General features: G+C 69.9%; 21 protein-coding genes and 2 rRNA genes (1 of these 23 cut by a window edge). 10 read left to right on the top strand and 13 right to left on the bottom strand.

From position 1 onward, the window contains the following. Positions 1-43 precede the first annotated feature (43 nt). Positions 44-280: a glutaredoxin domain-containing protein gene (locus HUW46_RS00560; protein ID WP_215549588.1), complete on the top strand. Its 237-nt coding sequence runs from the start codon at positions 44-46 to the stop codon at positions 278-280. 79 nt (positions 281-359) lie between these two features. Here HUW46_RS00560 and HUW46_RS00565 read toward each other — a convergent pair whose 3' ends face one another. The 3 genes from HUW46_RS00565 to HUW46_RS00575 form a co-directional block, all read right to left on the bottom strand. Then, positions 360-1,010 (bottom strand): response regulator, encoded by a 651-nt coding sequence (locus HUW46_RS00565; RefSeq protein ID WP_215545377.1) that lies wholly within the window; start codon positions 1,008-1,010, stop codon positions 360-362. Next, a complete protein-coding gene (locus HUW46_RS00570) occupies positions 1,007-2,173 on the bottom strand; it encodes a sensor histidine kinase (RefSeq protein ID WP_215545378.1) in 1,167 nt (388 codons plus the stop codon). Before HUW46_RS00570 ends, HUW46_RS00565 begins: the two co-directional genes overlap by 4 nt. 68 nt (positions 2,174-2,241) lie before the next feature. After that, positions 2,242-3,390, bottom strand: a complete 1,149-nt coding sequence (locus tag HUW46_RS00575) for an alpha-hydroxy acid oxidase (protein ID WP_215545379.1) — start codon at positions 3,388-3,390, stop codon at positions 2,242-2,244. Positions 3,391-3,577: 187 nt separating this feature from the next. On the opposite strand from HUW46_RS00575, the gene HUW46_RS00580 reads away from it, so the two are divergent. Continuing rightward, positions 3,578-4,465 (top strand): hypothetical protein, encoded by an 888-nt coding sequence (locus HUW46_RS00580; RefSeq protein WP_215545380.1) that lies wholly within the window; start codon positions 3,578-3,580, stop codon positions 4,463-4,465. On the opposite strand, the gene HUW46_RS00585 is transcribed toward HUW46_RS00580, so the two are convergent. Beyond that, positions 4,455-4,946, bottom strand: a complete 492-nt coding sequence (locus HUW46_RS00585; protein WP_215545381.1) for a beta-class carbonic anhydrase — start codon at positions 4,944-4,946, stop codon at positions 4,455-4,457. The two genes, HUW46_RS00580 and HUW46_RS00585, sit on opposite strands and share 11 nt — an antisense overlap. A gap of 131 nt (positions 4,947-5,077) precedes the next feature. Between HUW46_RS00585 and HUW46_RS00590 the strand changes: the two genes are divergently transcribed. After that, positions 5,078-5,488 carry a MarR family winged helix-turn-helix transcriptional regulator gene (locus HUW46_RS00590; protein ID WP_215545382.1) on the top strand — a complete coding sequence of 137 codons (411 nt, stop codon included), beginning with the start codon at positions 5,078-5,080 and terminating at the stop codon, positions 5,486-5,488. 74 nt (positions 5,489-5,562) lie between these two features. Beyond that, positions 5,563-6,942, top strand: a complete 1,380-nt coding sequence (locus HUW46_RS00595) for an MFS transporter (RefSeq protein ID WP_215545383.1) — start codon at positions 5,563-5,565, stop codon at positions 6,940-6,942. 40 nt (positions 6,943-6,982) lie between these two features. On the opposite strand, the gene helR is transcribed toward HUW46_RS00595, so the two are convergent. From helR to HUW46_RS00610, 3 genes are all read right to left on the bottom strand, one after another. Further along, a complete protein-coding gene (helR, locus tag HUW46_RS00600) occupies positions 6,983-9,184 on the bottom strand; it encodes an RNA polymerase recycling motor ATPase HelR (protein WP_215545384.1) in 2,202 nt (733 codons plus the stop codon). Between the two features lie 178 nt (positions 9,185-9,362). Next, positions 9,363-11,132: an AMP-dependent synthetase/ligase gene (locus HUW46_RS00605; RefSeq protein WP_215545385.1), complete on the bottom strand. Its 1,770-nt coding sequence runs from the start codon at positions 11,130-11,132 to the stop codon at positions 9,363-9,365. A gap of 110 nt (positions 11,133-11,242) precedes the next feature. Further along, on the bottom strand, positions 11,243-11,644 hold the full coding sequence (locus tag HUW46_RS00610) for a DUF1707 domain-containing protein (RefSeq protein WP_215545386.1): 402 nt from the start codon (positions 11,642-11,644) through the stop codon (positions 11,243-11,245). A 90-nt stretch (positions 11,645-11,734) separates the two neighbouring features. Between HUW46_RS00610 and HUW46_RS00615 the strand changes: the two genes are divergently transcribed. Next, a complete protein-coding gene (locus tag HUW46_RS00615; RefSeq protein WP_215545387.1) occupies positions 11,735-12,460 on the top strand; it encodes a TetR/AcrR family transcriptional regulator in 726 nt (241 codons plus the stop codon). 168 nt (positions 12,461-12,628) lie between these two features. On the opposite strand, the gene HUW46_RS00620 is transcribed toward HUW46_RS00615, so the two are convergent. The 3 genes from HUW46_RS00620 to HUW46_RS00630 are packed head-to-tail and all read right to left on the bottom strand — an operon-like array spanning position 12,629 to position 15,344. Beyond that, positions 12,629-13,930, bottom strand: a complete 1,302-nt coding sequence (locus HUW46_RS00620) for an FAD-dependent oxidoreductase (protein ID WP_215545388.1) — start codon at positions 13,928-13,930, stop codon at positions 12,629-12,631. Positions 13,931-13,940: 10 nt separating this feature from the next. Beyond that, complete coding sequence (locus tag HUW46_RS00625; protein ID WP_215545389.1) at positions 13,941-14,420, bottom strand: MarR family winged helix-turn-helix transcriptional regulator; 480 nt, start codon at positions 14,418-14,420, stop codon at positions 13,941-13,943. Positions 14,421-14,474: 54 nt separating this feature from the next. Further along, positions 14,475-15,344, bottom strand: a complete 870-nt coding sequence (locus HUW46_RS00630; RefSeq protein WP_215545390.1) for a hypothetical protein — start codon at positions 15,342-15,344, stop codon at positions 14,475-14,477. Between HUW46_RS00630 and HUW46_RS00635 the strand changes: the two genes are divergently transcribed. Both HUW46_RS00635 and HUW46_RS00640 read left to right on the top strand, forming a co-directional pair. After that, positions 15,343-16,035 carry a GNAT family N-acetyltransferase gene (locus HUW46_RS00635; protein ID WP_215545391.1) on the top strand — a complete coding sequence of 231 codons (693 nt, stop codon included), beginning with the start codon at positions 15,343-15,345 and terminating at the stop codon, positions 16,033-16,035. The genes HUW46_RS00630 and HUW46_RS00635 overlap by 2 nt on opposite strands. Before the next feature lie 161 nt (positions 16,036-16,196). Further along, positions 16,197-17,375 (top strand): macrolide family glycosyltransferase, encoded by a 1,179-nt coding sequence (locus tag HUW46_RS00640; RefSeq protein WP_215545392.1) that lies wholly within the window; start codon positions 16,197-16,199, stop codon positions 17,373-17,375. Between the two features lie 38 nt (positions 17,376-17,413). Here HUW46_RS00640 and HUW46_RS00645 read toward each other — a convergent pair whose 3' ends face one another. Then, positions 17,414-17,839 carry a pyridoxamine 5'-phosphate oxidase family protein gene (locus tag HUW46_RS00645; protein WP_215545393.1) on the bottom strand — a complete coding sequence of 142 codons (426 nt, stop codon included), beginning with the start codon at positions 17,837-17,839 and terminating at the stop codon, positions 17,414-17,416. An 86-nt stretch (positions 17,840-17,925) separates the two neighbouring features. Between HUW46_RS00645 and HUW46_RS00650 the strand changes: the two genes are divergently transcribed. The 3 genes from HUW46_RS00650 (at position 17,926) to HUW46_RS00660 (ending at position 21,044) form a co-directional block, all read left to right on the top strand. Further along, positions 17,926-18,549, top strand: coding sequence for an alpha-ketoglutarate-dependent dioxygenase AlkB (locus HUW46_RS00650; protein WP_215545394.1), 624 nt, complete (start codon positions 17,926-17,928; stop codon positions 18,547-18,549). Between the two features lie 110 nt (positions 18,550-18,659). Beyond that, complete coding sequence (recQ, locus tag HUW46_RS00655) at positions 18,660-20,489, top strand: DNA helicase RecQ (RefSeq protein ID WP_215545395.1); 1,830 nt, start codon at positions 18,660-18,662, stop codon at positions 20,487-20,489. A gap of 123 nt (positions 20,490-20,612) precedes the next feature. Further along, positions 20,613-21,044, top strand: coding sequence for a hypothetical protein (locus HUW46_RS00660; RefSeq protein ID WP_215545396.1), 432 nt, complete (start codon positions 20,613-20,615; stop codon positions 21,042-21,044). Positions 21,045-21,692: 648 nt separating this feature from the next. Here HUW46_RS00660 and rrf read toward each other — a convergent pair. Beyond that, positions 21,693-21,809: ribosomal RNA gene (gene rrf / locus HUW46_RS00665) — 5S ribosomal RNA — on the bottom strand. 67 nt (positions 21,810-21,876) lie between these two features. Then, a 23S ribosomal RNA gene (locus HUW46_RS00670) occupies positions 21,877-24,793 on the bottom strand; it runs 204 nt beyond the window's last position.

The raw sequence follows: 24,793 nt of genomic DNA on the forward strand, positions 1-24,793 counted from the left end.
ACCTCAGGAGGAACCCGTGCACGACAACGACTCGGACGCCCGTGTGGACCGGCTGACCGTCTACGGCGCGAGCTGGTGTCCCGACGTCCGCCGCAGCCGCGCGCTGCTGGACCGCACCGGGATCGACTACGACTACGTCGACGTGGAGGCCGATTCCGCGGCCGAGGAGAGGGTGCGCGCGCTGCAGAACGGCGCCCGCCGCATCCCGACGCTGCTCTGGCCGGACGGCAGCCATCTCGTCGAGCCCAGCGACGACGAGCTGTCCGCCCGCCTGGTCTGAACCACGCTCCGGCCGCATTCGCGGGGGCATACCGAAACGCCCTGAAGGTGACCTTCAGGGGAAAGCAGCCCCCGGGCCCTCAGGGCGTCCAGCCGCTTCGGACGGCGAACACCGCTAGCTGCACCCGGTTGGCGTGTCCCGTTTTCGCCATCAGGCTCGCGACGTGCGTCTTGACCGTGGTGACGCCGAGGTAGAGCCTGCCCGCGATCTCCGCGTTGGACAGCCCGGCACCGACGAGCGAGAGCACCTCGGCCTCGCGCTCGGTGATCCCCGCCGCGACGCGGTCCGGGCTCGCGGGCACCGCGGCGCGGTTCTCCAGCGCCCTGCCCACCAGCCGCCGCAGCACCGCCGGGCTGAACGGACTGTCGCCCGCGGCCGCGCGGCGGATCGCGTCGAGCAGCTCGGCGGGCGCGGCGTCCTTGGCGAGGAACCCGCACGCGCCGGCCCCGAGCGCCGGGTACAGGTGGTCGTCATCGTCGAACGTGGTCAGCACCACCACCCTCGTCGACGGTCGCGCGCCCAGGATCCGTTCCGTGGCACCGATTCCGTCGAGGCCGGGCATCCGGAGGTCCATCAGCACCACGTCCGGCGGATCCTCCGCGGCCAGTGCGACGGCGCGCTGCCCGTTCTCCGCCTCGCCGGTGACCTCGATATCGGGCGCCGCCTCGCACAGCATCCGCAGCCCGGCACGCACGAGCTGCTGGTCGTCCACGAGCAGGACCCTGATCACGCGCCGCCTCCCGAGGGCACGCGCGCCGGCGGCAGCACCGCGGCCAGCCGCCAGCCCCGCTCACCTGGACCCGCCTCGAACGTGCCCCCGACGGCGTCGACCCGCTCCGACAGACCGGCCAGCCCGTAGCCGGGCAGGTCGCGAGCGGCGTGCGGCCGCCCGTCGTCGGTCACTTCGACGCGCACGACGTCATCCTCGCCGACCGACACCCGCAGCCGCGCGCCGGTCGCCTGCTCGGCGTGCCGCAGCGCGTTGGTCAGGCCCTCCTGCGCCACCCGCAGCACCGCGAGCCGCCGCAACGCGTCCAGCCCCGCGGCCGCCGCGTCGACCTCGCTCGTCACCGGAAGGCCCGCCTGCTCGATCCTCGTGACCACCGCGTCCAGCGCGCCGCGCAGATCCGCGGGCTCCAGCAGCGGCGCCGCCGGATCGCGGTCCGCCGTCGCCGGGTCGCGCAGCACGTGCACCAGCTCGCGGAGGTCGCCGAGCGCGGCGTTGCCGGTGGCGTGCACGTCGTCGAGGACCTCGGCCACGCGCGCGTCCGCGCTTCCGGCGACGTGGCGGGCGATGCCGACGCGCAGCACGATCGACGCGACGTGGTGCGCGACCAGGTCGTGCAGCTCGCGGGCGATCGCACCGCGTTCGGCGGCGCGCACCGCCACCGCTTCGACCGAGCGGAGCCGGGTCAGCTCGGCGACCTGCGCGTGGTAGGTCCGCATCCCGAGGCGCAGCGACCACATGTGCACGCCGAGGATCGTCGCGCTGCCCGCCAGCACCACCGTGGCCAGCGCGGTGCGGGCGAACTCGCCGGTGAGCACCCACCACAGCACCGCCGTCGCACCCCAGGCCGGGACGACGGCGACCGCGCGCCACCAGCCTTCGCGGCGCATCAGCACTTCGATCACCGCGTACAGGGCGAGGAACTGCACCACGAACCGGGCCGAGACCGTGCTGTCCGCGGCGACGGCGAGCAGCACCGCCTGCGCGACGGTCACCACGTAGGGCCAGGTGCCGCCGCCGATGGTCAGCACGGCGGCGGCGAAGGCGAGCACCCAGTCCAGCGCGCCGCCGGAACCGAGCACCGGCACGGTCACCGCCGCGAGCACGAGCGGCAGCAACCGGACCGGGACGAACGGCACCCCGGCGATCTTCTGAACGGCTGGCATGCCTGCACGGTATGCGGGGCAGGAGCGCGGCGCCTCCTCCTAGCGAACGAGGCGTCCCCTCCGGGCGGTCACCACGCGGCCCCGCTCCCCCGCACCACGACGAGGTCCCGCGTCAGGTCGGCGAGACCGCGCCCGCCGCACAACGTGAGCGCGTGGTCGAACTCGGCGCGCAGGGCTTCCAGCACCTCGCGCACCCCGTTCTCACCGTCCGCGGCCAGCCCCCACAGCACCGGCCTGCCGACGCCGACGGCGCGCGCGCCCAGCGCCAGCGCCTTGGCGACGTCACCGCCCCGTCGCACGCCACCGTCCACCAGTACCGCGATCCTGCCGTCGACAGCGTCCACAATGGACGGAAGGGCCTCGGCTGCGGCGGGTGCCGCGTCGAACTGGCGGCCGCCGTGGTTGGACACCAGCACCCCGTCGACCCCGGCGTCGACCGCGAGCACCGCGTCGTCCGGGTGCAGCACGCCCTTGAGCAGGATCGGCAGCGAGGTGCGCTCCCGCAGCCACGCCACGTACTCCCACGACACCTCCGGCGACATTTCGACGTCACGCAGCGCGCCGGGCTCGCTGCCGGGGAGGTCGCGCATGTTCTCCGCGGCGATGTGGGCGGGAAGATCGCTGAACGGGTGGGTCCGCTCGCGCGCACGTCGCGCGAACACCGGGGAGTCGACGGTCACCACGAACGCCGAGCAGCCCGCCTCCTCCGCCCTGCGGACGAGACAGGCGGTCACTTCACGGGAGTTCTGCAGGTAGAGCTGGAACCACACGGCGGCGTCGCGGTCGACTTCGCGCGCGGCGGCGGTCACCTCGGCGATCGGCACGGACGCGGCCATGCTGGAGACCAGCACGGTGCCCGCGGCGGCCACCGCGCGCGCCGTCGCCAGCTCGCCGTCGGGATGGGCGAGCTTGTGGAACGCCGTCGGCGAGACGAAGACCGGCATGCTCGCGCGCGCACCGGGAAGCTCGACCGAAAGGTCCCGTTTGGCGCTGCCGCGGAGGATCCTCGGCCGCAGTGCGAGCCGGTCGTAGGCGCGGGGGTTCTCGCCGAGCACGACCTCCTCGCCCGCTCCCCCGGCGAAGTAGTCGTAGTGCACCGGGTCGAGCACGTCCTTCGCGCGACGGCGGAGCTGCTCCAGCGCGGGGGTCACCCGCCAGCCTCCGCCGTCGGAGTCCTCGCCCGCGACGACACCGGGCGCGCCTTCTCCCTGTCCCATTCGTTCTCCAGTCCTCTCGCGACACGCGACCCGCCGAGGTCTTCGCGCGGGTGGCCCGGTTTCCCCCGGCTACCAGCTCCGCCACGGGAAACATGTCCAAACCAATCTCTGGTCGTGATCGGCACCGTACTCCAGCTCCGTCGGCACGGTAGGGTCTTGGGCTCGGAGCAACAGAGGGGGAACTCCGATGTCCTTGGCACTGCGCCTGACCGGGGCGCGCCGACGCGCCCAGATCGTCGCGACGCGCCGCAACGACGCGATCTGCGGCACGGTCGACCCGGCCGAAACGGAAGCGCGGCTGTCGGTGGTCCTCGACGCCGCGGTGCGCCATCTCGGCGATCGTCATCCCGTCACGCTGAACACGCGGTGCGTGCTCGGCGCGGTGCGCCACCTCGGGCCGCGGTGGCGCGAGGCCGAGGGCACGATCGGCGAGGCGATCGCGGGGTTCGACCCGGCGGTGCCGGTGGAGCGGTTCTGGCGGTGGCACGCCCGCACGACCCTGGTGAGTGTGCGGGCGTGGAGCGGTGACGCGGCGAAGGCCGTCGAAGAGCTGCGTGCGCTGGCCGACGACGCCAAGCAGGCGTGGGGTCCCACCCCGCATTGCGACATCAAGCTCGGCCTCGCGCTGGTGGAGGCCCACGAGTTCGCCGAAGCCGTGGAGCTGCTGCGAAAGGCGACCGTCGAACTCGACGAAGCGGTGTGCGACGAGGCCTTCGCCGAGATCGCGCGCGAAGCGGCACGGCTCGGCGAGGTCCCCGGCCGCAGCGGGGTCGCCGCCACGCACCGGCTGCGCATGGCGGCACGGCTGGGCGTGGCGGTCGCGCTGAGCAACCAGGACGACGGGCAGGACGCCGCCGACGCCGAATTCCGCGCCCTGCTGGCGGAACCGGGCATCCCGATCCCCGGCGCGCTCGAATGCCGCCGGGGCCTGGCCAGGCTGGCGGCGCGCCGGGGCGAGCGCGACGGCGCCGCCGAGGAGCTCGAGCGGATCGCCTGCCGGTGGCGGGCGGTCGGCGGCGGCGACCACCCGCGCACCCGCGCGGTGGAGGCGGAACTGGCCGCGCTCAGGCGGTGACCTCGGTCAGCCTCCCGGTCGCGACGTCGAACACGAACCCGCGCACCGAATCCTTCTTCGGCACGAACGGGCTGTTCCGGATGCGGCCGATCGACTGCCGCACATCGGCTTCGGGATCGCTGAACGCTTCGGCGGCCCACGGCGGCCTCAGCCCGGTGTCCCGCTCGATCGAGGCCTTGAACTCGTCGTCGGTGAAGGTGAGCATGCCGCAGTCGGTGTGGTGCACCAGGATGATCTCCTCGGTGCCGAGCAACCGCTGGCTGATCGCCAGCGAGCGGATCTCGTCCTCGGTCACCACTCCGCCCGCGTTGCGGATGACGTGCGCTTCGCCCTCGTTGAGGCCGAGCGCGCCGTAGACGTTGAGCCGGGCGTCCATGCACGCGACGACGGCGACGTGCTTCGACGGCGGCAGGGGCAGCGGTCCCGAGAACCCTTCGGCGTACTTGGCGTTGTTCGCGAGCAGTTCGTCCGTGACGGTCATTCGCGCTCCTCGACATCGGGACGTCCAGTGCATCGCGGTATGCGCATGCGGGCAACGGTGCCCACCTGGTGAACGTGATCAAGGTCAACTAGTTGTGGACGGGCAACTATTGTGCGCGCACAATAGTTGCCGTGGGTACGGATGCGGCCGAGGTGTGGGGCAAGCTGGTCTCGGTGGTGATGGACAGCAGGGGCGACTGGCGCCGGTCCGTCTCCGAAGCCACCGGGCTGCCGTTCACCAGGGTGCGCGCGCTGAAGCGGCTCGGCGAGCCCCGCACGATGGCCGATCTCGCCGACCGGATGGGCGTCGACGCGCCCGCCGCCACGGTCGCCGTCAACGACCTGGAAGCGCGCGGGCTCGTGCTGCGCCGCCCGCACCCGGGCAACCGGCGCGCCAAGCTCGTCGAACTGACCCCGGCGGGCAGGCGCGTCCTCGACACCGTGCACGCCGTCGCCGACCGGCCGCCCGCGGGACTGGCCGCGCTGGGCGAGGACGACCTCGCCGCGCTCGCCGCACTCCTCGACCGGATTTCCGCGCCGTGACACCGAAACCAGCCCGCCTTGGGGGACCTTTGCTCGATCGCCGCCACCGGCTGCTCGTACTCGCCATCTGCTGTATGAGCCTGTTCATCGTCGGGCTCGACAACACCATCGTGAACCTCGCGCTGCCGTCGATCCAGCGCGACCTGCACTCCCCGCCCACCGGTCTGCAGTGGACGATCGACGCCTACACCGTGGTGATCGCCAGCCTGCTCATGCTGTCCGGCTCGATGGCCGACCGGTTCGGGCGCCGCCGTGTCTTCCAGCTCGGCCTCGTCCTGTTCGGACTCGGTTCGCTGCTGTGCAGCATCGCGCCGACCACCGGCGCGCTCATCGCCTTCCGGATGATCCAGGCGATCGGTGGTTCGATGCTCAACCCGGTCGCCATGTCGATCATCACGAACACCTTCACCGATCCGCGCGAACGGGCGCGGGCGATCGGAGTGTGGGGCGGCGTGGTCGGGCTCAGCATGTCGCTGGGCCCCGTCGTCGGCGGCGCGCTCGTCGACGCGGTGGGCTGGCGCTCGATCTTCTGGCTCAACGTCCCCGTGTGCGTGCTCGCGATCGTGCTCACCGCGGTGTACGTGCCGGAGTCGAAGGCACCGCACCCGCGCCGCTTCGACCCGGTCGGCCAGCTGCTGGTGATGGTCCTGCTCGCGTCGCTGACCTACGGCGTCATCGAAGGACCCGGCGCGGGCTGGGGCTCCCCGTGGATCGTGGGCTGCTTCGCCGCCGCCGCGATTTCGGCCGTGGCACTGGCTTTCTACGAACGACGACGCCGCGAGCCGTTGCTCGACACCCGCTTCTTCCGCAGCGCGCCGTTCAGCGGCGCCACCCTCATCGCGATCACCGGGTTCGCCGCGCTCGGCGGGTTCCTCTTCCTGAACGCGCTGTACCTGCAGGACGTGCGCGGCCTGTCCCCGCTGCACGCGGGCCTGTACACACTGCCGATGGCGGTGATGACCGGGATCTTCGCGCCGCTGTCCGGCCGGGTCGTCGGGTCGAGGGGCCCGCGCCTGCCGCTGCTCGTCGCGGGCGCCGGGATCACGCTGTGCGCGGTCCTGCTGTCCACATTGGACATCGACACCCCGGTCTGGCAGTTGCTGCTCGCCTACCTGGCGTTCGGCATCGGGTTCGGCATGCTGAACGCGCCGATCACCAACGCGGCGGTGTCCGGGATGCCGAGGGCGCAGGCCGGGGTCGCCGCGGCGGTCGCCTCGACCAGCCGCCAGGTCGGCGCGTCGCTCGGGGTCGCCGTGCTCGGCGCCGCCGTCACCGCGCGGGTCACCCCGTCGCGGGGTTTCGCCGAGGCGAGCCACCTCGGCTGGTACATCATGGCGGGCTGCGGCGTCGCGGTACTCGTGCTGGGGCTCGCGAGCACCAGCGCCTGGGCGCTGCGCACCGCTTCCGCCGTCGCGGCAGGCGAAGAAGCGCCACGGGAGAAGGCACTGCGGTGAGCCGCGCGGCCGCCCCGCGCCCAGGGGCGGCCGCGCGCCGTTACTTCCCCGCGCCGGCGGACACCGGGACTTCGACGAGCCCGGTCAGCGCCTCCGGCATCGGGTTCCGGTGCAGGACGCCGAGGCGCTGGGTGGCGCGGGTGAGCGCGACGTAGAGCTCGGCCGCGCCGCGCGGGCCGTCGGCGAGGATCCGGTCCGGGTCCACGACCAGCACGGCGTCGAACTCCAAGCCCTTCGTGTCGGAGGCGCGCACCGCGCCGGGCACCCCCGGCGGCCCGATCACCACGCTGGTGCCTTCACGGCCCGCCTCGTCCCGCTCGAATTCCTCGATGGCGACGGGCAGTTCGTCCTCGGTCACCCGCCTCGACCACGGCTGGACACCGCACGCGCGGACCGACTCCGGCGGCTCGACACCGGGCGCGAACTCGGCGAGCAGCGCCGCGGCGACGGCCATGATCTCCGCCGGGGTGCGGTAGTTCACCGACAGCGACCGGTAGACCCAGCGGCCGGGCACGTAGCGCTCCAGCATCGAGCCCCACGAGCGCGCGCCCGCCTCCGACCGGCGCTGGGCGAGATCGCCGACCACCGTGAAGGACCGGTTGGGGCACCGCCGCATCAGCACCCGCCAGTCCATTTCGGACAGTTCCTGCGCCTCGTCGACCACCACGTGCCGGTAGGTCCAGTCCCGGTCCGCGGCGGCGCGTTCGACAAGGGTGCGGGTGTCCTGGTCGACGAAGCGGTCGGCCAGCTCGTCGGCGAAGATCAGGTTTTCGGCCGCCAGCATGACGTCCTCGTCCATTTCCTCGCGGTCCAGCTTCATGATCTCCATGACGCCTTCGGCGTACTCCTCCTTGGCTTTGCGTTCCCGCTCGGCGGCCCGCTGCGCCGCCTTTTCCGCCGTCTTGTCGAAACCGAGGAGGTCGACCAGCTCGTCGAGCAACGGGATGTCCGACACCGTCCACGCCTCTTCGTCGGCGCGCAGGAGCACCGGGTCCGCGCCCGCCGCCCGCAGCCGTTCTTCGGAGGAGTACAGCGATCCCAGCAGCGTTTCCGGGGTCAGGATCGGCCACAGCGCGTCGAGCGCGGCGAGGAACCGGTCGTCCTGCGCGAGCTCCTTGACCAGCCCGGTCCGCATGTCCTCCCATTCTTCGCGGTCGTCCCTGGTCAGCCAGCCCCGTCCGATCCGGCCGATCGCCCGTTCGGTGAGCACGTACGTGACGATCTCGGTGAACGTCGCGCGGGCCTCGTTGTGCGGCAGCCCGCTGTCGCGCGCCTCCTGCCTCGCCCACTCCGCGGTCGGGGCGTCGATGTGCACCGTGACGTCCTTCAGCTGGATCGGCACCGGCTCCTCCGGCAGCCGCTGCCGGTCGGCGACCGCCGCAGCGAGCACGTCCAGCATCTTCAGCGATCCCTTGAGCCGCGCGACTTCCGGCGCGTCCTCGGCCGTGGTGCTCAGCCCCGGCACGAGGTCCCCCGGGGTCATGAACACGACGTCGGACTCCCCGAGCGACGGCAGGACGCGGCCGATGTGGTGCAGGAACGACGGATTGGGCCCGATCACGAGCACGCCGTGCCGTTCCATCCGCTCCCGCTGGGTGTAGAGCAGGTACGCGACCCGGTGCAGCGCCACCACGGTCTTCCCGGTACCGGGCCCGCCCTCGATCACCAGCACCCCGGGGTGGTCGAGCCGGATGATCTCGTCCTGCTCGGCCTGGATCGTCGCGACGATGTCGCGCATCCCCTCGCCTCGCGGCGCGTTGACCGCCGCGAGCAGCGCCGCGTCGCCCTGCTCGCCCTCGGCTGGCCTGCCGAACACCTCGTCGGTGAACCCGGTGACCGTCCGCCCGCCCGTGTGGAGCTGACGGCGGCGGCGCATGTTCTCCGGGTTCGCGCCGGTGGCGACGTAGAACGCGCGCGCCGCCGGAGCCCGCCAATCGAGCAGCACGGGCTCGTAGTCGTTTTCCTCGTCAAAAAGGCCGATCCGGCCGATGTAGGAACGTTCACCGGAAACGGTGTCCAGTCGCCCGAAGCACAATCCGTTGTCGGCGACGTCCAGCCGCTTCACCTCCCTGGCCGTCGCGCGCACCCGCACGTCCCGTTCCATCGGCGTTCCGCCGTCTCCCCGCAGTGCCTTCCGGTACTCCCCCTTCACTCGCGCGCGCTCGGCGTCGAGCCGCGTGTAAAGCCCGGCCACGTAGTCCCGTTCGGACCGCAATTCCGCTTCGTACCCCTGAGTTGACACTTGTCCTCGCAGCCGCTAAACTGACATTAGGTTCGGCGGACTATCCATTGTTTTATGGAGAGCACGCCGATTTTTTATTGTCCCCCTTTTGTCAAGTCCCCCTCGGCGAGAACGTCTTCCCCGGCGAAATCCGGTGCCGTTCCGCGCGGGCGGGACGGCACCCGCGCGGAACGCGCCCCTAAGCCGAGTAGAGCGCTTCGATCCGGTCCGCGTACCGTGCCGCGATCGGCTTGCGCCGCAGCTTCATCGTCGGCGTGACCTCGTCGCCGCCGGGTTCCCACACGTCGGGCAGGACCACGGTCTTCTTGACCTGCTCCACGCGCGAGAGCTTCCCGTTCGCCCGCTCGACCGCGTCCTCGACCATCGCGACCACTTCGGGATCGGTGGCGAGCGCGGCGGGCGCGGCGTCGGGCAGCCCGCGTTCGGCCGCGTGCGCCGCGCAGGCGTCGGGGTCGAGCGTCACCAGCGCCACGACGTAGGGCCGCCGGTCCCCGACCGCCAGCACCGACCCGATCAGCGGGCAACCGACCTTCACCGCGTTCTCGATGTTGCTCGGGGACATGTTCTTGCCCGCCGCGTTGATGATCAGTTCCTTCTTGCGGTCGACGATGCGGACGTAGCCGTCCTCGTCGATCGTGGCGATGTCGCCGGAATGCAGCCAGCCGTCGGCATCGAGGATCTCCGCGGTCTTCTCCGGCTCTCCGCGGTAGCCCTTCATCACGATCGGGCCGCGCACGAGCAGTTCCCCGTCCTCGGCGATCCGCACTTCGACGCCGCTGAACGGGGTCCCGACGGTGCCGACGCGGATCCGGCCCGGCCGGTTCGCGGTGGCCGCGGCGGTCAGCTCGGACATGCCCCACGCCTCGCACACCGTGACGCCCAGCGCGAGCATGAACTCGAGCGCGTCCGGCTCGATCGGCGCGGCGCTGGAGGCCGCCACCTTCACCTCGTCCAGCCCGAGCGCGGCACGGACCCGGGAAAGCACCAGCCGGTCGGCGATCCGGTGCCGGAGCCGCAGCGGGAACGGGACCGGCTTCCCTTCGAGCCGGACCACGCGCCGCCCGACGCCGATCGCCCACGCGCCGAGCCGCTTCTTCACCGGGCTCTTCTCGGCGGCGAGCTTCGCCTCCACCCCGGCTTTGATCTTGTACCAGATCGCGGGCACGCCGACGAAGAACGTCGGGCGCGCGTCGGTCAGCGCGGCGAGCACCTCCTTCGGGTTCGCCACCGTGGTGATCTCGACGCCGGTGAACAGGTTCCCCCAGTGGCACACCCACCGGTTCGCGGCGTGGGCGTCGGGCAGGTAGGACACCACTCGGTCCCCGACGGCGATGTCCGCCACCTCTCGCGCCGCCTCCGTGTTCGCGATCAGGTTGGCGTGGGTCAGTTCGACGCCCTTCGGCGGCCCGGTGGTGCCCGAGGTGTAGACGATCGTGAGCACGTCGCCCGCGTCCACCGCGCGCCACGAAGCCTCGAAGTCGAACCCCGGCGCGGGCGAGTTCTCCAGCTCCGCCAACGAGATCACGCCCTCGCGCTCGCCGTCGACGCAGACGATGTGCTCGACGTCCCCGGCGCGGGCGGCCGCCTCGACCACGTCCAGGAACTGCGTCTCGCACACCACGACCCGGTTGCCCGCGTTGCCGAACAGGTACCGGACCTTCTCGGGCGGGTTGGTGTTGTAGATGGAGAACGGCGTCGCGCCGGCGTGCAGCGCCGCGGTGTCCACCAAATGGAACTCCGGGGAGTTGGTGAGCATGATCCCGACCGTGTCCCCCTTGCCGACGCCGAGCCCGGCGAGCCCCGCCGCGATCCGCTCCACGCGCCTGCCGTAGTCGCGCCAGGTGAGCACGGTCGTGTCGCCGGGCGTCCTGATCGCGACCCGGTCCGGATGGGCCGCGACCAGGGATTGGAACGACTCGCACAGCGTCTTCGGGGCGGGGTTCGGCACGCGCGTCTCCTGGTGGTCGGGGAAGTGCCCTCGGTACGGGAGAACCACAATCTACTGCCCGGTACCACCCGGCGTCATGCCGCGCGCCCCGGTGTCCACAAAGGACTTGCTCAGCGCGCGCGGCGGCTGAGCCAGCGCCGCGCCTGCCAGAGCCCGGCCACCGCGGCGGCGCCGGGCAGCGCGGTCCACATCCACCACGGTTCCTCGGCGTTCCCGCTGAACACCATCACCAGCACCCACACCACGATCTGGACCACGGTCAGCGCGAAGGTCACCGCGGCCACCAGCCTCGCCGCCACGAGCAGGTCCACGGGCACGACCGCGCCGGGCGACCGGGGAAGCGCGCCCCGCAGGTCGCCGCGCGTCCTCGCGGTCGCCAAGCGCGCGTACCGGTCCGCCGCCTCCTCGTCGGTGAGCAGACCGGCCGTGCGCGCCTCCTCGATGCGCTCGCCCACCACCGTCCGATCCGCCGCGGAGAGCGGCAGCTCGGTGAGCCATGCCGGTGAACGCACGCCCGATCCCCTTCCCGTCAGCGGTTCCGGTAAATAGTGTATTGCACGCACAGTTTATCGCCGGTGGCGTGATGCGGAAGGATGGCGGTGATGACGGAGAACGACCCGAAGCTCCCGCCGGGACTCGCGCTCGCCTGGGGCGTCACGCCGGGGCCCCGGCGCGGCCCGAAGCCCGCGCACACCATCGACGACGTGGTGCGGGCCGGGATCGAAGTGGCCGACGCCGACGGGTTCGGCGCGGTGTCGATGCCGCGGATCGCCCGGCACCTCGGGCTCACTCCCAACGCGCTCTACCGCTACGTCCGGTCGAAGGACGAGCTGCTCGTCCTGCTCGCGGACACCGCGTGGGGCCCGCCGCCGGACTCGGTCGTCGAGACCGGGCACTGGCGCGAAGCCATGACCGTGTGGACACGCGCCTTCCTCGAACGGCTCCGCGTCCATCCGTGGCTGCTGGACATGCCCTCTCACGGCGCCCCGATCACGCCGAACCTGCTCGGCTGGATGGAGGTGTTCCTCGACGGCGTGTCCGGCTCCGGGCTGAGCGCCGCCGACGCGCTCGGCGCCGCGGTGCTGCTCGACAACTACGCGCGCGGCACCGCCGCACTGGACCGGGACCTGCGGCAGCGGACCCCGGCGCTCGCCCGGCCCGAGGTGCTCGAGTTCCTGCTGCCCCGGATGGCCGAACGGGGATTCCCGATCACGGCCTCGGTCTACGGCGGGGGCGGTTACGACGACGCCGAGCTTCCCGAAGCGGACATCGACTTCGGCCTCGACCGGATCCTCGACGGGATCCAGGTTCTCGTCGACCGCGCTTAGAATCGGCGCGCGCCCGCAGCGGGTGCGCGGTACGGGCCCGCGCCGACCCCCAGTACTCAGCACGATAGAAGATCATCGCGCCCAGTGGGAGCCCGAACACGATCTGTGGCCATTTCCGACCATCCACGCAGCTCAGCGTTTTGGCCACGCAATGGCCGCCGGACACGGTCAGGAGTCGCCGAACCCCGCGAAGACCCGGCGCTTGAGCGGAGGCACGGCGTTGAGCGAGCGGAACACCGTCCTCGCCACGACGCGGCCGGCGCGGCCATCGCTCACCGCCATCGTCGCCGCCTTCATCGAATCCTTCACGGCCGCGAACCCGTACTCGGTCATCTCGGCTTCGTACTCGCGGATGCCGTCGAGCAACCCGATGTCGCCCCGGTTCGCGGCAACCAGGCGGCGGCACAGCAGTCGGGCGTCGCGGAGCGCGGTGTTGGCCCCGATCCCGCGGAACGGCGTCATGCTGTGGATCGCGTCGCCAAGCACCGTCACGTTCGTCGTCTCCCACGCCGCCACCGGGGTGGCCGTCCTGATCGGGAGGACGGTGACGGCCTCCTCGGCCGAGCCGGCCACGAGGGTTCGCAGGTCCTCGCTCCACCGCTCCGTCGTGTCGAGCACGAGGCCCCGCAGCTCCCCGCCCGTCAGCGACTCCAGCTCGCGCCCGCCGGTGCGGCGGTCCCAGCTCGGCCGTTTCGCCGCGAGCGCCCAGAAGACGTACGGCCGGGTGTTGTCGAACAGCGCGCCGGGTTCGAGTTCGTCGTTCTCGCCGGAGAACTCGTGCGGCGCGACGAACATCCCGCAGCCCTTCGGCGGCAGGACGCTCACCGGCCCGGCGAGGAACCGCGGCGCGAGCCCCGCCCTGGTCTCGTCGGTGAGCAGGTACTTCCCCGCTACCGCGACGATTCCCGTGTCGACCCGTTCGGCGTGGGGCAGGTACTGCGCGCGGACGCGGGACGTCCCGCCGTCGGCGCCGACCAGCACGTCGCCCGTCGCCGTGGTGCCGTCGGAAAAGACGGCCGTGACCCGTCCGTCCGGTTCCCGCTCGTACCGTTCGAACTTCTTGCCGAAGCGCACGACGTCGTCGAGACCGGACAGCAGGATCTGGCGCAGGGTGATCCTGCTGATCCCGTAGTGGCTGTCTTCCGGCGCGCGCGCCCCGCCGGTGGTGATCTCCGCGTCGAGCCGGAGGAGTTCCTTCGCCTGCTCCGTGACGAACCCGAACTCGTTGCCACCCTTCCCGCCGCTCGCGGCGAACCTCGCGAACGCCTCCGGTGGGAGCAACTCGGCGAGCGCGCCGCTGCCGTGCGGGTTGATGTGAATCCGGAACCCCTGCAGCCGGTCGGTCCGGTGCCGGTCCCGTTCGTACACGGTGACGCGCACGCCCGCTTTGCGCAGCCCGTGCGCCAGCGCGAGCCCGCCGATCCCGCCCCCGGCGACGAGCACGTCCAATGGTCTGGCCGATACCGCCATGGTTCCCCTCCTAGGTCTCGCTCCACCTGAAGCGCCGGCGTCCCCTGGCCGCGCGCTGTTGCTCGGCGCCGTGCGCCGTCCAATCGCCGATCATGCGGTTCAGCAGTCCGGTCAGCGTGACGACGTCGTCGGCGGACCACTCGGCGATCACGGCCTGGAACACCGCGATACCCGCCTCGGTGAACTGGCGCGCCTGCTCCCGCCCGGCTTCGGTGGCTTCGATGACCGATGCCCGCCGGTCCGCCGGATCGGTCTTCACCACCAGGTAGCCCGCATCCCCGAGCGCCTGCACGTGACGCGTGACCGAAGACGGGAGGACGTCCAGCTCCTCGGCGATCTCCCCCGGCCGCGCCCGTTCCCGCTCGACGACGAACTGCAGGACGCCGACCCGGACGGGGTCGAACGCGCGCTCCTGCCCCCTGCGCAGCGCCTCGCCGAACCGCGTGACGGTGTGCGCCAGGTCGGCCACCTGCGCTTTGTTTGCTTCCATGAAACAAATGATCCAAGGGTTGTTTCATCGAAGCAAGGAAATGGCTGAAACCCGCTAGTCGACTTCGAGCAGGTGGAGGCGTTCCCTGGCTTCGGCCTGGGCGGTGAGTGCTTCCCGGTGTTCGCGGCCGAGGTCCGCGACAGACTCCTTCGCCTCGGTGACCGCGTCCTCTGCCTCGCGCACCTGGGCCCGCAGCTTCACCACGCGGTTCTGCGCACGTTCGACCTCGCGCCGCCCCTTTTCCAGCGCGCGCCCGGCCTCCGACGCCGCGCTTTCGGCCTCCTCGACGGCCTTCTTCGCCTTCGCCAGTTCACGCTGGCGCGCCTTGTCGGACTTGCCAGGAACCTTCGGCGCGGGTGGGGGCTCGGGAGGCCGGATCACCCGCAGTGACGGACGCTTCCCCGGTTCCGGCCCGGACAGCAGCCATGTCGTCGCCGAATCCGCGGAGGTGCTCAGTTCCCGGTCGAGCCGCCCGGACAGCACCGAGTCCGCGGCGGCCGCGTCGGCGACGACCGCGTTGAGCGTCTCCTCCACCGCGACCGCCGCACTGTCCGAAATGGACTCGCCGCGCATCAGCTCCCGTACCCGCCGGTGCCGCTCCTTCGTCAGCTCGGGCAGCGGGCGCCCGGTTCCGGTCCGGTGTGTTTCCCGCAGCTCCTCCCCCAGCGCCGCGAGCGCTTCGACGTGCTCGCGGCGCTCCCGGACGAGCCGGTTCACCACGTCCGCCGCGACCGTCGGCTTCGGCAGCTTCTTGATCCGGGCGGCGAGCTCGCGGTCGCCCGCCTTGCGCGCCTCGGCCTGCCGCCGGTCACGGGCCGCCACGAACTCGGCACGCGGGAGCGCGTACAGCTCTTCGGCGACCGTGTCGAAGTCCACCATCTCGCCCTCGCCCCCTCCGGCCGCGCGGTGCCAGGATGATCGCATGGACTCCGCCACCGACGCGCCTTTTCGGGCCGCGCGCGACCTCCGGCCGTTGATCGCCGACTGGGTGCACGGGTGGGCGCGCTGCCGAGGAACGGCCGTGCCCGTGCCGGAGCCGGACGGGTTCCGCATCGACGTCGGACGCCACGGGCACCGCGTCCGCTACGTGCTCGCGAGCCAGGACACCGTCGGCGAGCGAGCGCGGTCCGTCGCCTCGCCGGGCACCTGGTTGAAGGTCTGCGGGCCGCGGGCGGACACCGTCGCGACGCTGAGCGCGCCGTGGCTGATCGGCGAACCCGAGTACTTGATGTCCGTCGGTCTCGGCGCGGGCGACGCGCCGGAACCGCCGACTGGGTACACCGTCGAGATCCGGGAAACGGGACCGGTGCTCGACGTCTTCGTGCACGCGGCCGACGGCGGCACCGCGGCTTCGGGCCGGGTCGCGCGATGGGGCTCGTCGGCCACCGTCGACCAGGTGGTCACCGAGCCCGCGCACCGCAGGCGCGGCCTCGGACGGCTGGTGATGGGCGCGCTCGGGTCCGCCGCGGCGGCGCGAGGCGCCACGCACGCGGTGCTCGTCGCGACCGAGGACGGGCACGGGCTCTACACCGCGCTCGGCTGGGCGGTGGACGCGTCGCTCACCGCCGCGCACGTCCCGGAAAACCCGGTTGCCGGGTGCTCGGGGCGACCGTAGGGTCTCGCGCATGATCATGTTTTCCCGCTTGCGCTCCCGCTGATCCGGCGCGACCGCAGGGCGCCCGTCATCGGGCCGCCCCTTCGAGCCGCCCCCGGCCCCGGCCGGGCGCACTCCTGCGCGCCGTCGACCACCTTTTCGAGAATGCGACAGGGAAAACTATGCGAAACCGCCACCACGTCCTCATGGTCGGCTGCACCGCTCCGAGCCACGTCTACCCCTCCCTCGCCGTGATCAGAGAGCTCGTGTCGAGGGGGCACCGGGTCAGCTACGCCGTCGGTGAACCGCTCGCCGGGCTGGTCGAGCCGACCGGCGCCGAGCCGGTCACGCACCCGTCGATCCTGCCCCTCGGCGACGCCGCCGCATGGCCGGAGGACCCGGCGTCGGCGATGCGCGTCTTCCTCGACGAAGGCATCGCGGTGCTGCCCGCGCTCACCGAGCGGTTCGACGACGACCGGCCCGAGCTGGTGCTCTACGACATCGGCGGCCTGCCGGGCCCCGTGCTCGGCGCGCGCTACGGCGTGCCCGCCGTGCAGCTCTCCCCCACCTACGTCGCGTGGGACGGCTACGAAGAGGACCTCGCCGAAACGCTGCAAGCGATAGCCACTTCGGACTCGGGGAAGAGCTACTACGCGACGTTCGACGCGTGGCTGCGGGAGAACGGCATCGACCGGCCCGCCTCGGAATGGCTGGCGCGCCCGGAGCACGTGCTCTCGCTCATTCCCCGCGCCATGCAGCCGAACGCGGACCGGGTGCCGGAACGGGTCCGGTTCGTCGGCCCGTGCCTCGACCCGGTACGGCTGGCCGACACGAGCTGGACACCGCCAGCGGGCGGCGCGCCCGTGCTGCTGGTGTCGTTCGGCACCGCCTTCAACGACCAGGCCGAGGTGTTCCGCGCCTGCTTCGAAGCCTTCGCGGGCTCCGGCTGGCACGTCGTGATGGCGATCGGCGACAAGGTCGACCGCGCCTCGCTCGGCCCCGTGCCGGACGGGTTCGAACTGCACGAAACCGTGCCGCAGCTCGCCGTGCTGGCCGCCGCGTCCGCGTTCATCACGCACGCCGGGATGGGCGGCTGCACGGAGGCGCTCTGGTTCGGCGTGCCGACCGTCGCGATCCCGCAGGCCGTCGACCAGTTCGGCAACGCCGCGCTGCTGGAGCAGCTCGGCGTCGGCAAGCACCTGCCCGCGGAGGAGGTCACGGCCACGGCGCTGCGCGAAGCCGTGGACGCCGTCGCCGGGGCACCGGAGATCGCGGCACGGCTCGCCGAAATCCAGCGGGCGGTGCGCGCGCAGGGCGGCGTCGACAAGGCGGCCGACGCCGTGGAGTCGTACGTGGGTTAGCTCATCGAGGTGGGCGGGCGCCCGCCCACCTCGATGACTCAGACGGAGCCGAGATCGGCCGAGATCCATCGCTCGGGGCGCAGGTAGACCGCGAGCTGCTCCCCGTGTTCGGCCTCGGCCATCTCGACGTAGGCCTCGAGTTTCTCCTCCGGGAGGTAGCGCGCGCTCATCTCCCACAACATCTCGTGCGTGCCGGGCGCCGTCCTGGTGACCGGCCCTTCCACCGCGACGTACCGGATCGAGGGTTCGAGGCGCTCCACCATCATCGTGAACCGGCCCGCGGCCTCGATGAGCTTGGCCTTGCGCGAGTCGACCCCGGTGAGCAGCCACAGCTCACCGCCCGGTTCGTAGGCGTACCAGATCGGCACGGTCAGCGGGCCGCGGTCCGGCCCCGCCGAGACGGACAGCGCGGCGATGTGCGGCTCGGCCAGGAACTGCTCGCGTTCGTGTACGGATAACGACATGGCGCGAAGGTAACCCGCCGCACCGACAGTTTCCGGAGCACGAGCAGCTCTCGAACACTCGTTCGATCGTCGGGTACAGTCGCGGCATGGCCGTCGAACTGCAGGAGTCGCTCTTCGCCGATACCGGGCGGGTGGGCATCGGGCCGCTCGCCGGGCTGCGTCGCACCGAACTGGGCCGCGGCGCCTGGATCGACGTGCTGCCCGGCTGGCTCACCGGGGCGGACGCCCTGTTCCAGCGCCTTGCCGAGGTCGTCCCGTGGCACGGCGAACGGCGCCGGATGTACGACCGCACGGTCGACGTGCCGCGGCTGCTGTGCTTCTACGACGAGCACGAACCGTTGCCGGACCGCGTGCTCATCGACGCGAAGGCCGCGTTGAGCCGGCACTACGCGACCGAACTCGGCGAACCGTTCCGCACCGCGGGTCTGTGCTACTACCGCGACGGGCGCGACAGCGTCGCCTGGCACGGCGACACCATCGGGCGCGGCTCGTCGGAGGACACCATGGTCGCGATCGTCTCGGTGGGCGCGCCGCGCGCGCTGGCACTGCGCCCTCGCGGCGGCGGCGCCACCGTGCGGCGCGCACTGGGGCACGGCGACCTCATCGTGATGGGTGGCTCGTGCCAGCGCACGTGGGAGCACGCGGTGCCGAAGGCGGCGAAGGCCGGGCCGCGGATCAGCATCCAGTTCCGGCCCCGCGGCGTCCGCTGACCGGCCGCGGGGCCGCGAATGGTCGATTTCCGGACGGTATCGCCTGGTTTCCCGTTGCGCCGCCGAGAGTCGCCCACCGCTCCGCACCGGAGTCCTCCTAGAATCGCGCAATGGCTTCCGCCGAAACCGAAACCCCCACCGCACTCGACGTCCTGCGCCGCGTCTTCGGATACGACTCGTTCCGCGGCGAGCAGGAGCAGATCATCGGTCAGGTCGTCGACGGCGGTGACGCGCTCGTCCTGATGCCGACCGGCGGCGGGAAGTCGCTGTGCTACCAGATCCCCTCGCTCGTCCGCGAGGGCACCGGTGTGGTGATCTCGCCGCTCATCGCCCTCATGCAGGACCAGGTGGACGCGCTGCGCAACCTCGGTGTGCGCGCCGGGTTCCTCAACTCCACGCAGGGGTTCGACGAGCGCAGGGAGACCGAGGCCGCCTTCCTGTCCGGCGAACTGGACCTGCTCTACCTCGCGCCCGAACGGCTGCGGGTGGAGTCCACGGTGCAACTGCTCGACCGCGGCACCATCGCGTTGTTCGCGATCGACGAGGCGCACTGCGTTTCCCAGTGGGGCCACGACTTCCGGCCCGATTACCTCGCGCTGTCCGAGCTGCACGAGCGGTGGCCGTCGGTGCCGAGGATCGCGTTGACCGCCACCGCGACGGAGGCCACCCACGCCGAGATAGCGAGCAGGCTCAACCTCGGCGAGGCCCGGCACTTCGTGGCGAGCTTCGACCGGCCGAACATCCAGTACCGGATCGTCGGCAAGAACGAGCCGAAGCGCCAGCTGCTGCAACTGCTGCGCACCGAGCACGCCGGCGACGCCGGGATCGTCTACTGCCTGTCCCGCGCCTCGGTCGAGAAGACCGCGGAATTCCTGGTGCAGAACGGAATCCCGGCGGTGCCGTACCACGCGGGGCTGGACGCGCGCATCCGCGCGGAGCACCAGTCGCGGTTCCTGCGCGAGGACGGCCTGGTGGTGGTCGCCACGATCGCGTTCGGCATGGGCATCGACAAACCGGATGTCCGGTTCGTCGCGCACCTCGACCTGCCGAAGTCCGTCGAGGGGTACTACCAGGAGACCGGTCGCGCCGGCCGGGACGGGCTGCCGTCGACGGCGTGGCTCGCCTACGGGCTGCAGGACGTGGTGCAGCAGCGGAAGATGATCGACACCTCCGAGAGCGATCAGGCGCACCGCCGCAGGCTGTCGGCGCATCTCGACGCGATGCTCGCGCTGTGCGAAACCGTCGAGTGCCGCCGAGTGCAGCTGCTGAACTACTTCGGGCAGCGAGGTGAGCCGTGCGGGAACTGCGACACGTGCCTCACGCCACCGGAATCCTGGGAAGGCACCGTTCCCGCGCAGAAGCTTCTGTCCACTGTGGTCCGTCTGCTCAACGAGCGGAACCAGAAGTTCGGGGCGGGGCAGGTGATCGACATCCTGCTCGGCCGCGGCACGCCGAAGGTCACGCAGCACCGGCACGACCAGCTCAAGGTGTTCGGCATCGGGACCGAGCTGAAGGACACCGAGTGGCGGGGCGTGGTCCGGCAGTTGCTGGCCCAGGGCCTGCTTTCCGTCGAGGGCGACTACGGCACGCTCGTGCTCACCCCCGGCAGCGAGGAAGTGCTCTACAAAGGACGGCAGGTCCGGCTTCGCCGCGAGCCGGAACGCGCGGCGAAGGCCGCCGCGAAGGCGAAGAAGGCGGCCCCGGCCGAACTGGCCGAGGAAGCGGTGCCGGTCTTCGAACGGCTGCGCGCCTGGCGCGCGGCGGCCGCGAAGGAACAGGGCGTACCCGCGTACGTCATCTTCCACGACGCGACCCTCCGCCAGATCGCGACCGAGTCACCCGGCACGCTCGCCGAACTCGGCGGGGTGAGCGGGGTCGGGGAGAACAAGCTGGCGAAGTACGGCGAACAGATCCTCGAGACGCTCGCGGCGGTCTCCTGAGGCAGGCGGTTCCTGTGCGCCGAGCCGATTTCGACAGCCGGCGCACAGGGGCCGCACAGCAACGGCGTGCACGCTGGAACCAGGAACGGCGGACCCCACGCCGTCAGGGATTTGGAGCACGCCATGTCAGACAAGCCGGAAGAGCGACCGGACGAGCCGACCCGCCCGCTGGAGGAGCCCGTGCCCGCCACCCCGGCGGATTCGGCCGAGCCCACCGCGCCTGCGGCACCGGCCGAGCCTCCCGCGGCCGAGGCACCGGCCACGGCTTCCGCTGCCGCCGTCCCACCGCAGGCGCCACCGCCCCCTGCCCCGGCCGCCACGGCGCCACCGGGCGGGTTCGGCCGGTTCGTACGGCACCGCGCGACCCAGCTGGTGACGGTCGGCGTCATCGGGCTGCTGATCGGCGGCGGCGGGATAGCCCTGATCGAATCCGGGTCGTCGCCGCACGACCGGGGTGGCCACCACGCCTTCGACCACCAGCGGGGCGGCCGCGGTCCCGACCGGCACGGCGGCGAACGCGGGCAGCACCCGCAGCAGCCGGGGACCGGCGCCTAGGCAGCTGCCGCGGCACCGCATGCCCCGAAGTTCACTTTCGGGGCGTCCGAGTCCCCGAAAGTCATGTCGGGTGCGCGCCGCGGTGGTTTGGCGAGATCGGTGGCGGGGCGCCGCGCCGTTGGTCCCCGAAGGCCACCTTCAGGGACTCTAGCGCCACTTTCTCGGCCCTCGCAGGTGTGCGAGCAAGGCTGCACACGCCCCGAAGGTGGCCTTCGGGGCGTTAGACGACACAAATCCACCCCTCGCACGTTCGACCACCGCGACCCGCGTGCCCCGAAAGTGGCTTCCGGGGCGCTCAAGTCCCTGAAGGTCACTTTCGGGGCACCGAATCGGCTCGGCGATCGCACGCGCGAGGGACGAATTCGCGGCGCTGGAATCCGTGAAAGCCACCTTCGGGGCGTTGGACCATGACCTCTGCCGCATCGCCGGTCAGGAATTGTCGGTGTGGCGCGGTAACGTTGAAATCGGGGGTTCCCCGGGGTGTACGAAAGGGACTTCTCGTACGGGTCGGGGGCAGCCGGATGCCGGGGCCGGGCTGGTGGACTGCTGGCGTGCGGTAGTCGGCCGCGGTGTTGGGTGTGGATGTAAAAGCAACCCGGGCCCCGGGAGAACGTGGTGTTCTCGACCGGGGCCCGGGTTGTGAAGGGTGTTCGGCGGCGTCCTACTCTCCCACAGCCCTTCGGCTGCAGTACCATCGGCGCTACCAGGCTTAGCTTCCGGGTTCGGGATGGGACCGGGCGTTTCCCTGGTGCTGTGACCACCGTAACTCTGTGAAACATCCACACGGGTGGTGTGGTGTTTCAGAGCTGTAGAGCGGATGCGTAGCGTCTTTGTGGGCAAGTCCTCGGCCTATTAGTACCAGTCAACTCGATAACACATTACTGTGCGTCCATTTCTGGCCTATCAACCCAATGGTCTGTTGGGGGCCTTAACCCACGTGGGGGTGGGAGACCTCATCTTGGAACAGGCTTCCCGCTTAGATGCCTTCAGCGGTTATCCCTTCCGAACGTGGCTAACCAGCCATGCCACTGGCGTGACAACTGGCATACCAGAGGTTCGTCCGTCCCGGTCCTCTCGTACTAGGGACAGCCTTCCTCAAGTCTCCTGCGCGCGCGGCGGATAGGGACCGAACTGTCTCACGACGTTCTAAACCCAGCTCGCGTGCCGCTTTAATGGGCGAACAGCCCAACCCTTGGGACCTACTCCGGCCCCAGGATGCGACGAGCCGACATCGAGGTGCCAAACCATGCCGTCGATATGGACTCTTGGGCAAGATCAGCCTGTTATCCCCGGGGTACCTTTTATCCGTTGAGCGACACCCCTTCCACCAGGTGGTGCCGGATCACTAGTCCCGACTTTCGTCCCTGCTCGACATGTCTGTCTCACAGTCAAGCTCCCTTGTGCACTTGCACTCGACACCTGATTGCCAACCAGGCTGAGGGAACCTTTGGGCGCCTCCGTTACTCTTTGGGAGGCAACCGCCCCAGTTAAACTACCCATCAGGCACTGTCCCTGAACCAGATCATGGTCCGAGGTTGAGATTCCCAATTCGACCAGAGTGGTATTTCAAGATTGACTCCACCTCCACTAGCGTGAAGGTTTCCTAGTCTCCCACCTATCCTACACAAGCCGAACCGAAAACCAATACCAAACTATAGTAAAGGTCCCGGGGTCTTTCCGTCCTGCCGCGCGTAACGAGCATCTTTACTCGTAGTGCAATTTCGCCGGGCCTGTGGTTGAGACAGCCGGAAAGTCGTTACGCCATTCGTGCAGGTCGGAACTTACCCGACAAGGAATTTCGCTACCTTAGGATGGTTATAGTTACCACCGCCGTTTACTGGCGCTTAAATTCTCAGCTTCGCCCCGAAGGGCTAACCGGTCCTCTTAACGTTCCAGCACCGGGCAGGCGTCAGTCCGTATACATCGAATTGCTTCTTCGCACGGACCTGTGTTTTTAGTAAACAGTCGCTTTCCGCTGGTCTCTGCGGCCAACTCACCCTAGCCCGCGTGGGGCTTCAGGTGCTTTGGCCCCCCTTCTCCCGAAGTTACGGGGGCATTTTGCCGAGTTCCTTAACCACAGTTCACCCGATCGCCTTAGTATTCTCTACCTGACCACCTGTGTTGGTTTGGGGTACGGGCCGTGTATGTTCTCGCTAGAGGCTTTTCTCGGCAGCATAGGATCACTCTACTTCACCTCAATCGGCTATGCGTCACGTCTCAGCCTGGTGGAACACGGATTTGCCTATGTTCCGGCCTACACGCTTACACCAGTACTACCATTCACTGGCGGAGCTACCTTCCTGCGTCACCCCATCGCTTGGCTACTACAGAATCAGGTCCCACGCTCCACCACACACCTCTATCCGAAGATTTCAGCGTGTGGCTTTGGGTGGTTAGTGTCAACTGCCTCGCCAGGGGCGAACAAACACGGGTACGGGAATATCAACCCGTTATCCATCGACTACGCCTGTCGGCCTCGCCTTAGGTCCCGACTTACCCTGGGCGGATTAGCCTGGCCCAGGAACCCTTGGTCATCCGGCGGCAGAGTTTCTCACTCTGCTTTCGCTACTCATGCCTGCATTCTCACTCCCACACCCTCCACGACTCGCTTACGCGGCCGCTTCTCTGGGTGCAGGACGCTCCCCTACCCACCCGTACCACTACACAACAACCCGAGGGCTGAAGCGGATGTATTGTACGAGTGACACAGCTTCGGCGGTGTGCTTAAGCCCCGCTACATTGTCGGCGCAGGACCACTTGACCAGTGAGCTATTACGCACTCTTTCAAGGGTGGCTGCTTCTAAGCCAACCTCCTGGTTGTCTGGGCAATCCCACATCCTTTCCCACTGAGCACACACTTAGGGGCCTTAGCTGGTGTTCTGGGCTGTTTCCCTCTCGACGACGAAGCTTATCCCCCGCCGTCTCACTGCCGCACTCTCACACATCTGTATTCGGAGTTTGGTTGATTTCGGTAACCCGGTAAGGCCCCTAGACCATCCAGTAGCTCTACCCCAGATGTGAAACATGCGACGCTGCACCTAAATGCATTTCGGGGAGAACCAGCTATCACGGAGTTTGATTGGCCTTTCACCCCTACCCACAGCTCATCCCCTCAGTTTTCAACCTAAGTGGGTTCGGGCCTCCACGCCGTCTTACCGGCGCTTCACCCTGGCCATGGGTAGATCACTCCGCTTCGGGTCTAGACCACGCGACTACGTTCGCCCTGTTCAGACTCGCTTTCGCTACGGCTACCCCACACGGGTTAACCTCGCCACGTAGCACTAACTCGCAGGCTCATTCTTCAAAAGGCACGCCATCACATCCGAAAATGCTCTGACGGCTTGTAGGCACACGGTTTCAGGTACTCTTTCACTCCCCTCCCGGGGTACTTTTCATCTTTCCCTCACGGTACTAGTCCGCTATCGGTCTTCAGGAAGTATTTAGGCTTACCGGGTGGTCCCGGCAGATTCACAGCAAATTCCACGAGCTCGCTGCTACTCGGGAACACCAGCACAACACACAACGCAAGCTTTCGCGTACGGGACTCTCACCCTCTCCGGTCACCCATCCCAAGGCGTTCCACTAACTCACGCGCGCATCGGAAGACCTGTCAGAATCTTCACGCTAGGTCCCACAACACCGCACACACAACGTCTGACAACTATCACATGTGCACGGTTTAGCCTTTTCCGCTTTCGCTCGCCACTACTCACGGAATCACTTTTGTTTTCTCTTCCTACGGGTACTGA

Source organism: Amycolatopsis sp. CA-230715 (genome assembly GCF_018736145.1).
GTDB lineage: Bacteria > Actinomycetota > Actinomycetes > Mycobacteriales > Pseudonocardiaceae > Amycolatopsis.

Excerpts from the sequence above, each read along its gene's own strand:
- HUW46_RS00570 (WP_215545378.1), bottom strand. The coding sequence starts at position 2,173 with ATGCCAGCCGTTCAGAAGATCGCCGGGGTGCCGTTCGTCCCGGTCCGG.
- HUW46_RS00575 (WP_215545379.1), bottom strand. The coding sequence starts at position 3,390 with ATGGGACAGGGAGAAGGCGCGCCCGGTGTCGTCGCGGGCGAGGACTCC.
- HUW46_RS00580 (WP_215545380.1), top strand. The coding sequence starts at position 3,578 with ATGTCCTTGGCACTGCGCCTGACCGGGGCGCGCCGACGCGCCCAGATC.
- HUW46_RS00585 (WP_215545381.1), bottom strand. The coding sequence starts at position 4,946 with ATGACCGTCACGGACGAACTGCTCGCGAACAACGCCAAGTACGCCGAA.
- HUW46_RS00595 (WP_215545383.1), top strand. The coding sequence starts at position 5,563 with ATGAGCCTGTTCATCGTCGGGCTCGACAACACCATCGTGAACCTCGCG.
- HUW46_RS00615 (WP_215545387.1), top strand. The coding sequence starts at position 11,735 with ATGACGGAGAACGACCCGAAGCTCCCGCCGGGACTCGCGCTCGCCTGG.
- HUW46_RS00620 (WP_215545388.1), bottom strand. The coding sequence starts at position 13,930 with ATGGCGGTATCGGCCAGACCATTGGACGTGCTCGTCGCCGGGGGCGGG.
- HUW46_RS00625 (WP_215545389.1), bottom strand. The coding sequence starts at position 14,420 with ATGGAAGCAAACAAAGCGCAGGTGGCCGACCTGGCGCACACCGTCACG.
- HUW46_RS00635 (WP_215545391.1), top strand. The coding sequence starts at position 15,343 with ATGGACTCCGCCACCGACGCGCCTTTTCGGGCCGCGCGCGACCTCCGG.
- HUW46_RS00630 (WP_215545390.1), bottom strand. The coding sequence starts at position 15,344 with ATGCGATCATCCTGGCACCGCGCGGCCGGAGGGGGCGAGGGCGAGATG.
- HUW46_RS00640 (WP_215545392.1), top strand. The coding sequence starts at position 16,197 with ATGCGAAACCGCCACCACGTCCTCATGGTCGGCTGCACCGCTCCGAGC.
- HUW46_RS00645 (WP_215545393.1), bottom strand. The coding sequence starts at position 17,839 with ATGTCGTTATCCGTACACGAACGCGAGCAGTTCCTGGCCGAGCCGCAC.
- HUW46_RS00650 (WP_215545394.1), top strand. The coding sequence starts at position 17,926 with ATGGCCGTCGAACTGCAGGAGTCGCTCTTCGCCGATACCGGGCGGGTG.
- recQ (WP_215545395.1), top strand. The coding sequence starts at position 18,660 with ATGGCTTCCGCCGAAACCGAAACCCCCACCGCACTCGACGTCCTGCGC.
- HUW46_RS00660 (WP_215545396.1), top strand. The coding sequence starts at position 20,613 with ATGTCAGACAAGCCGGAAGAGCGACCGGACGAGCCGACCCGCCCGCTG.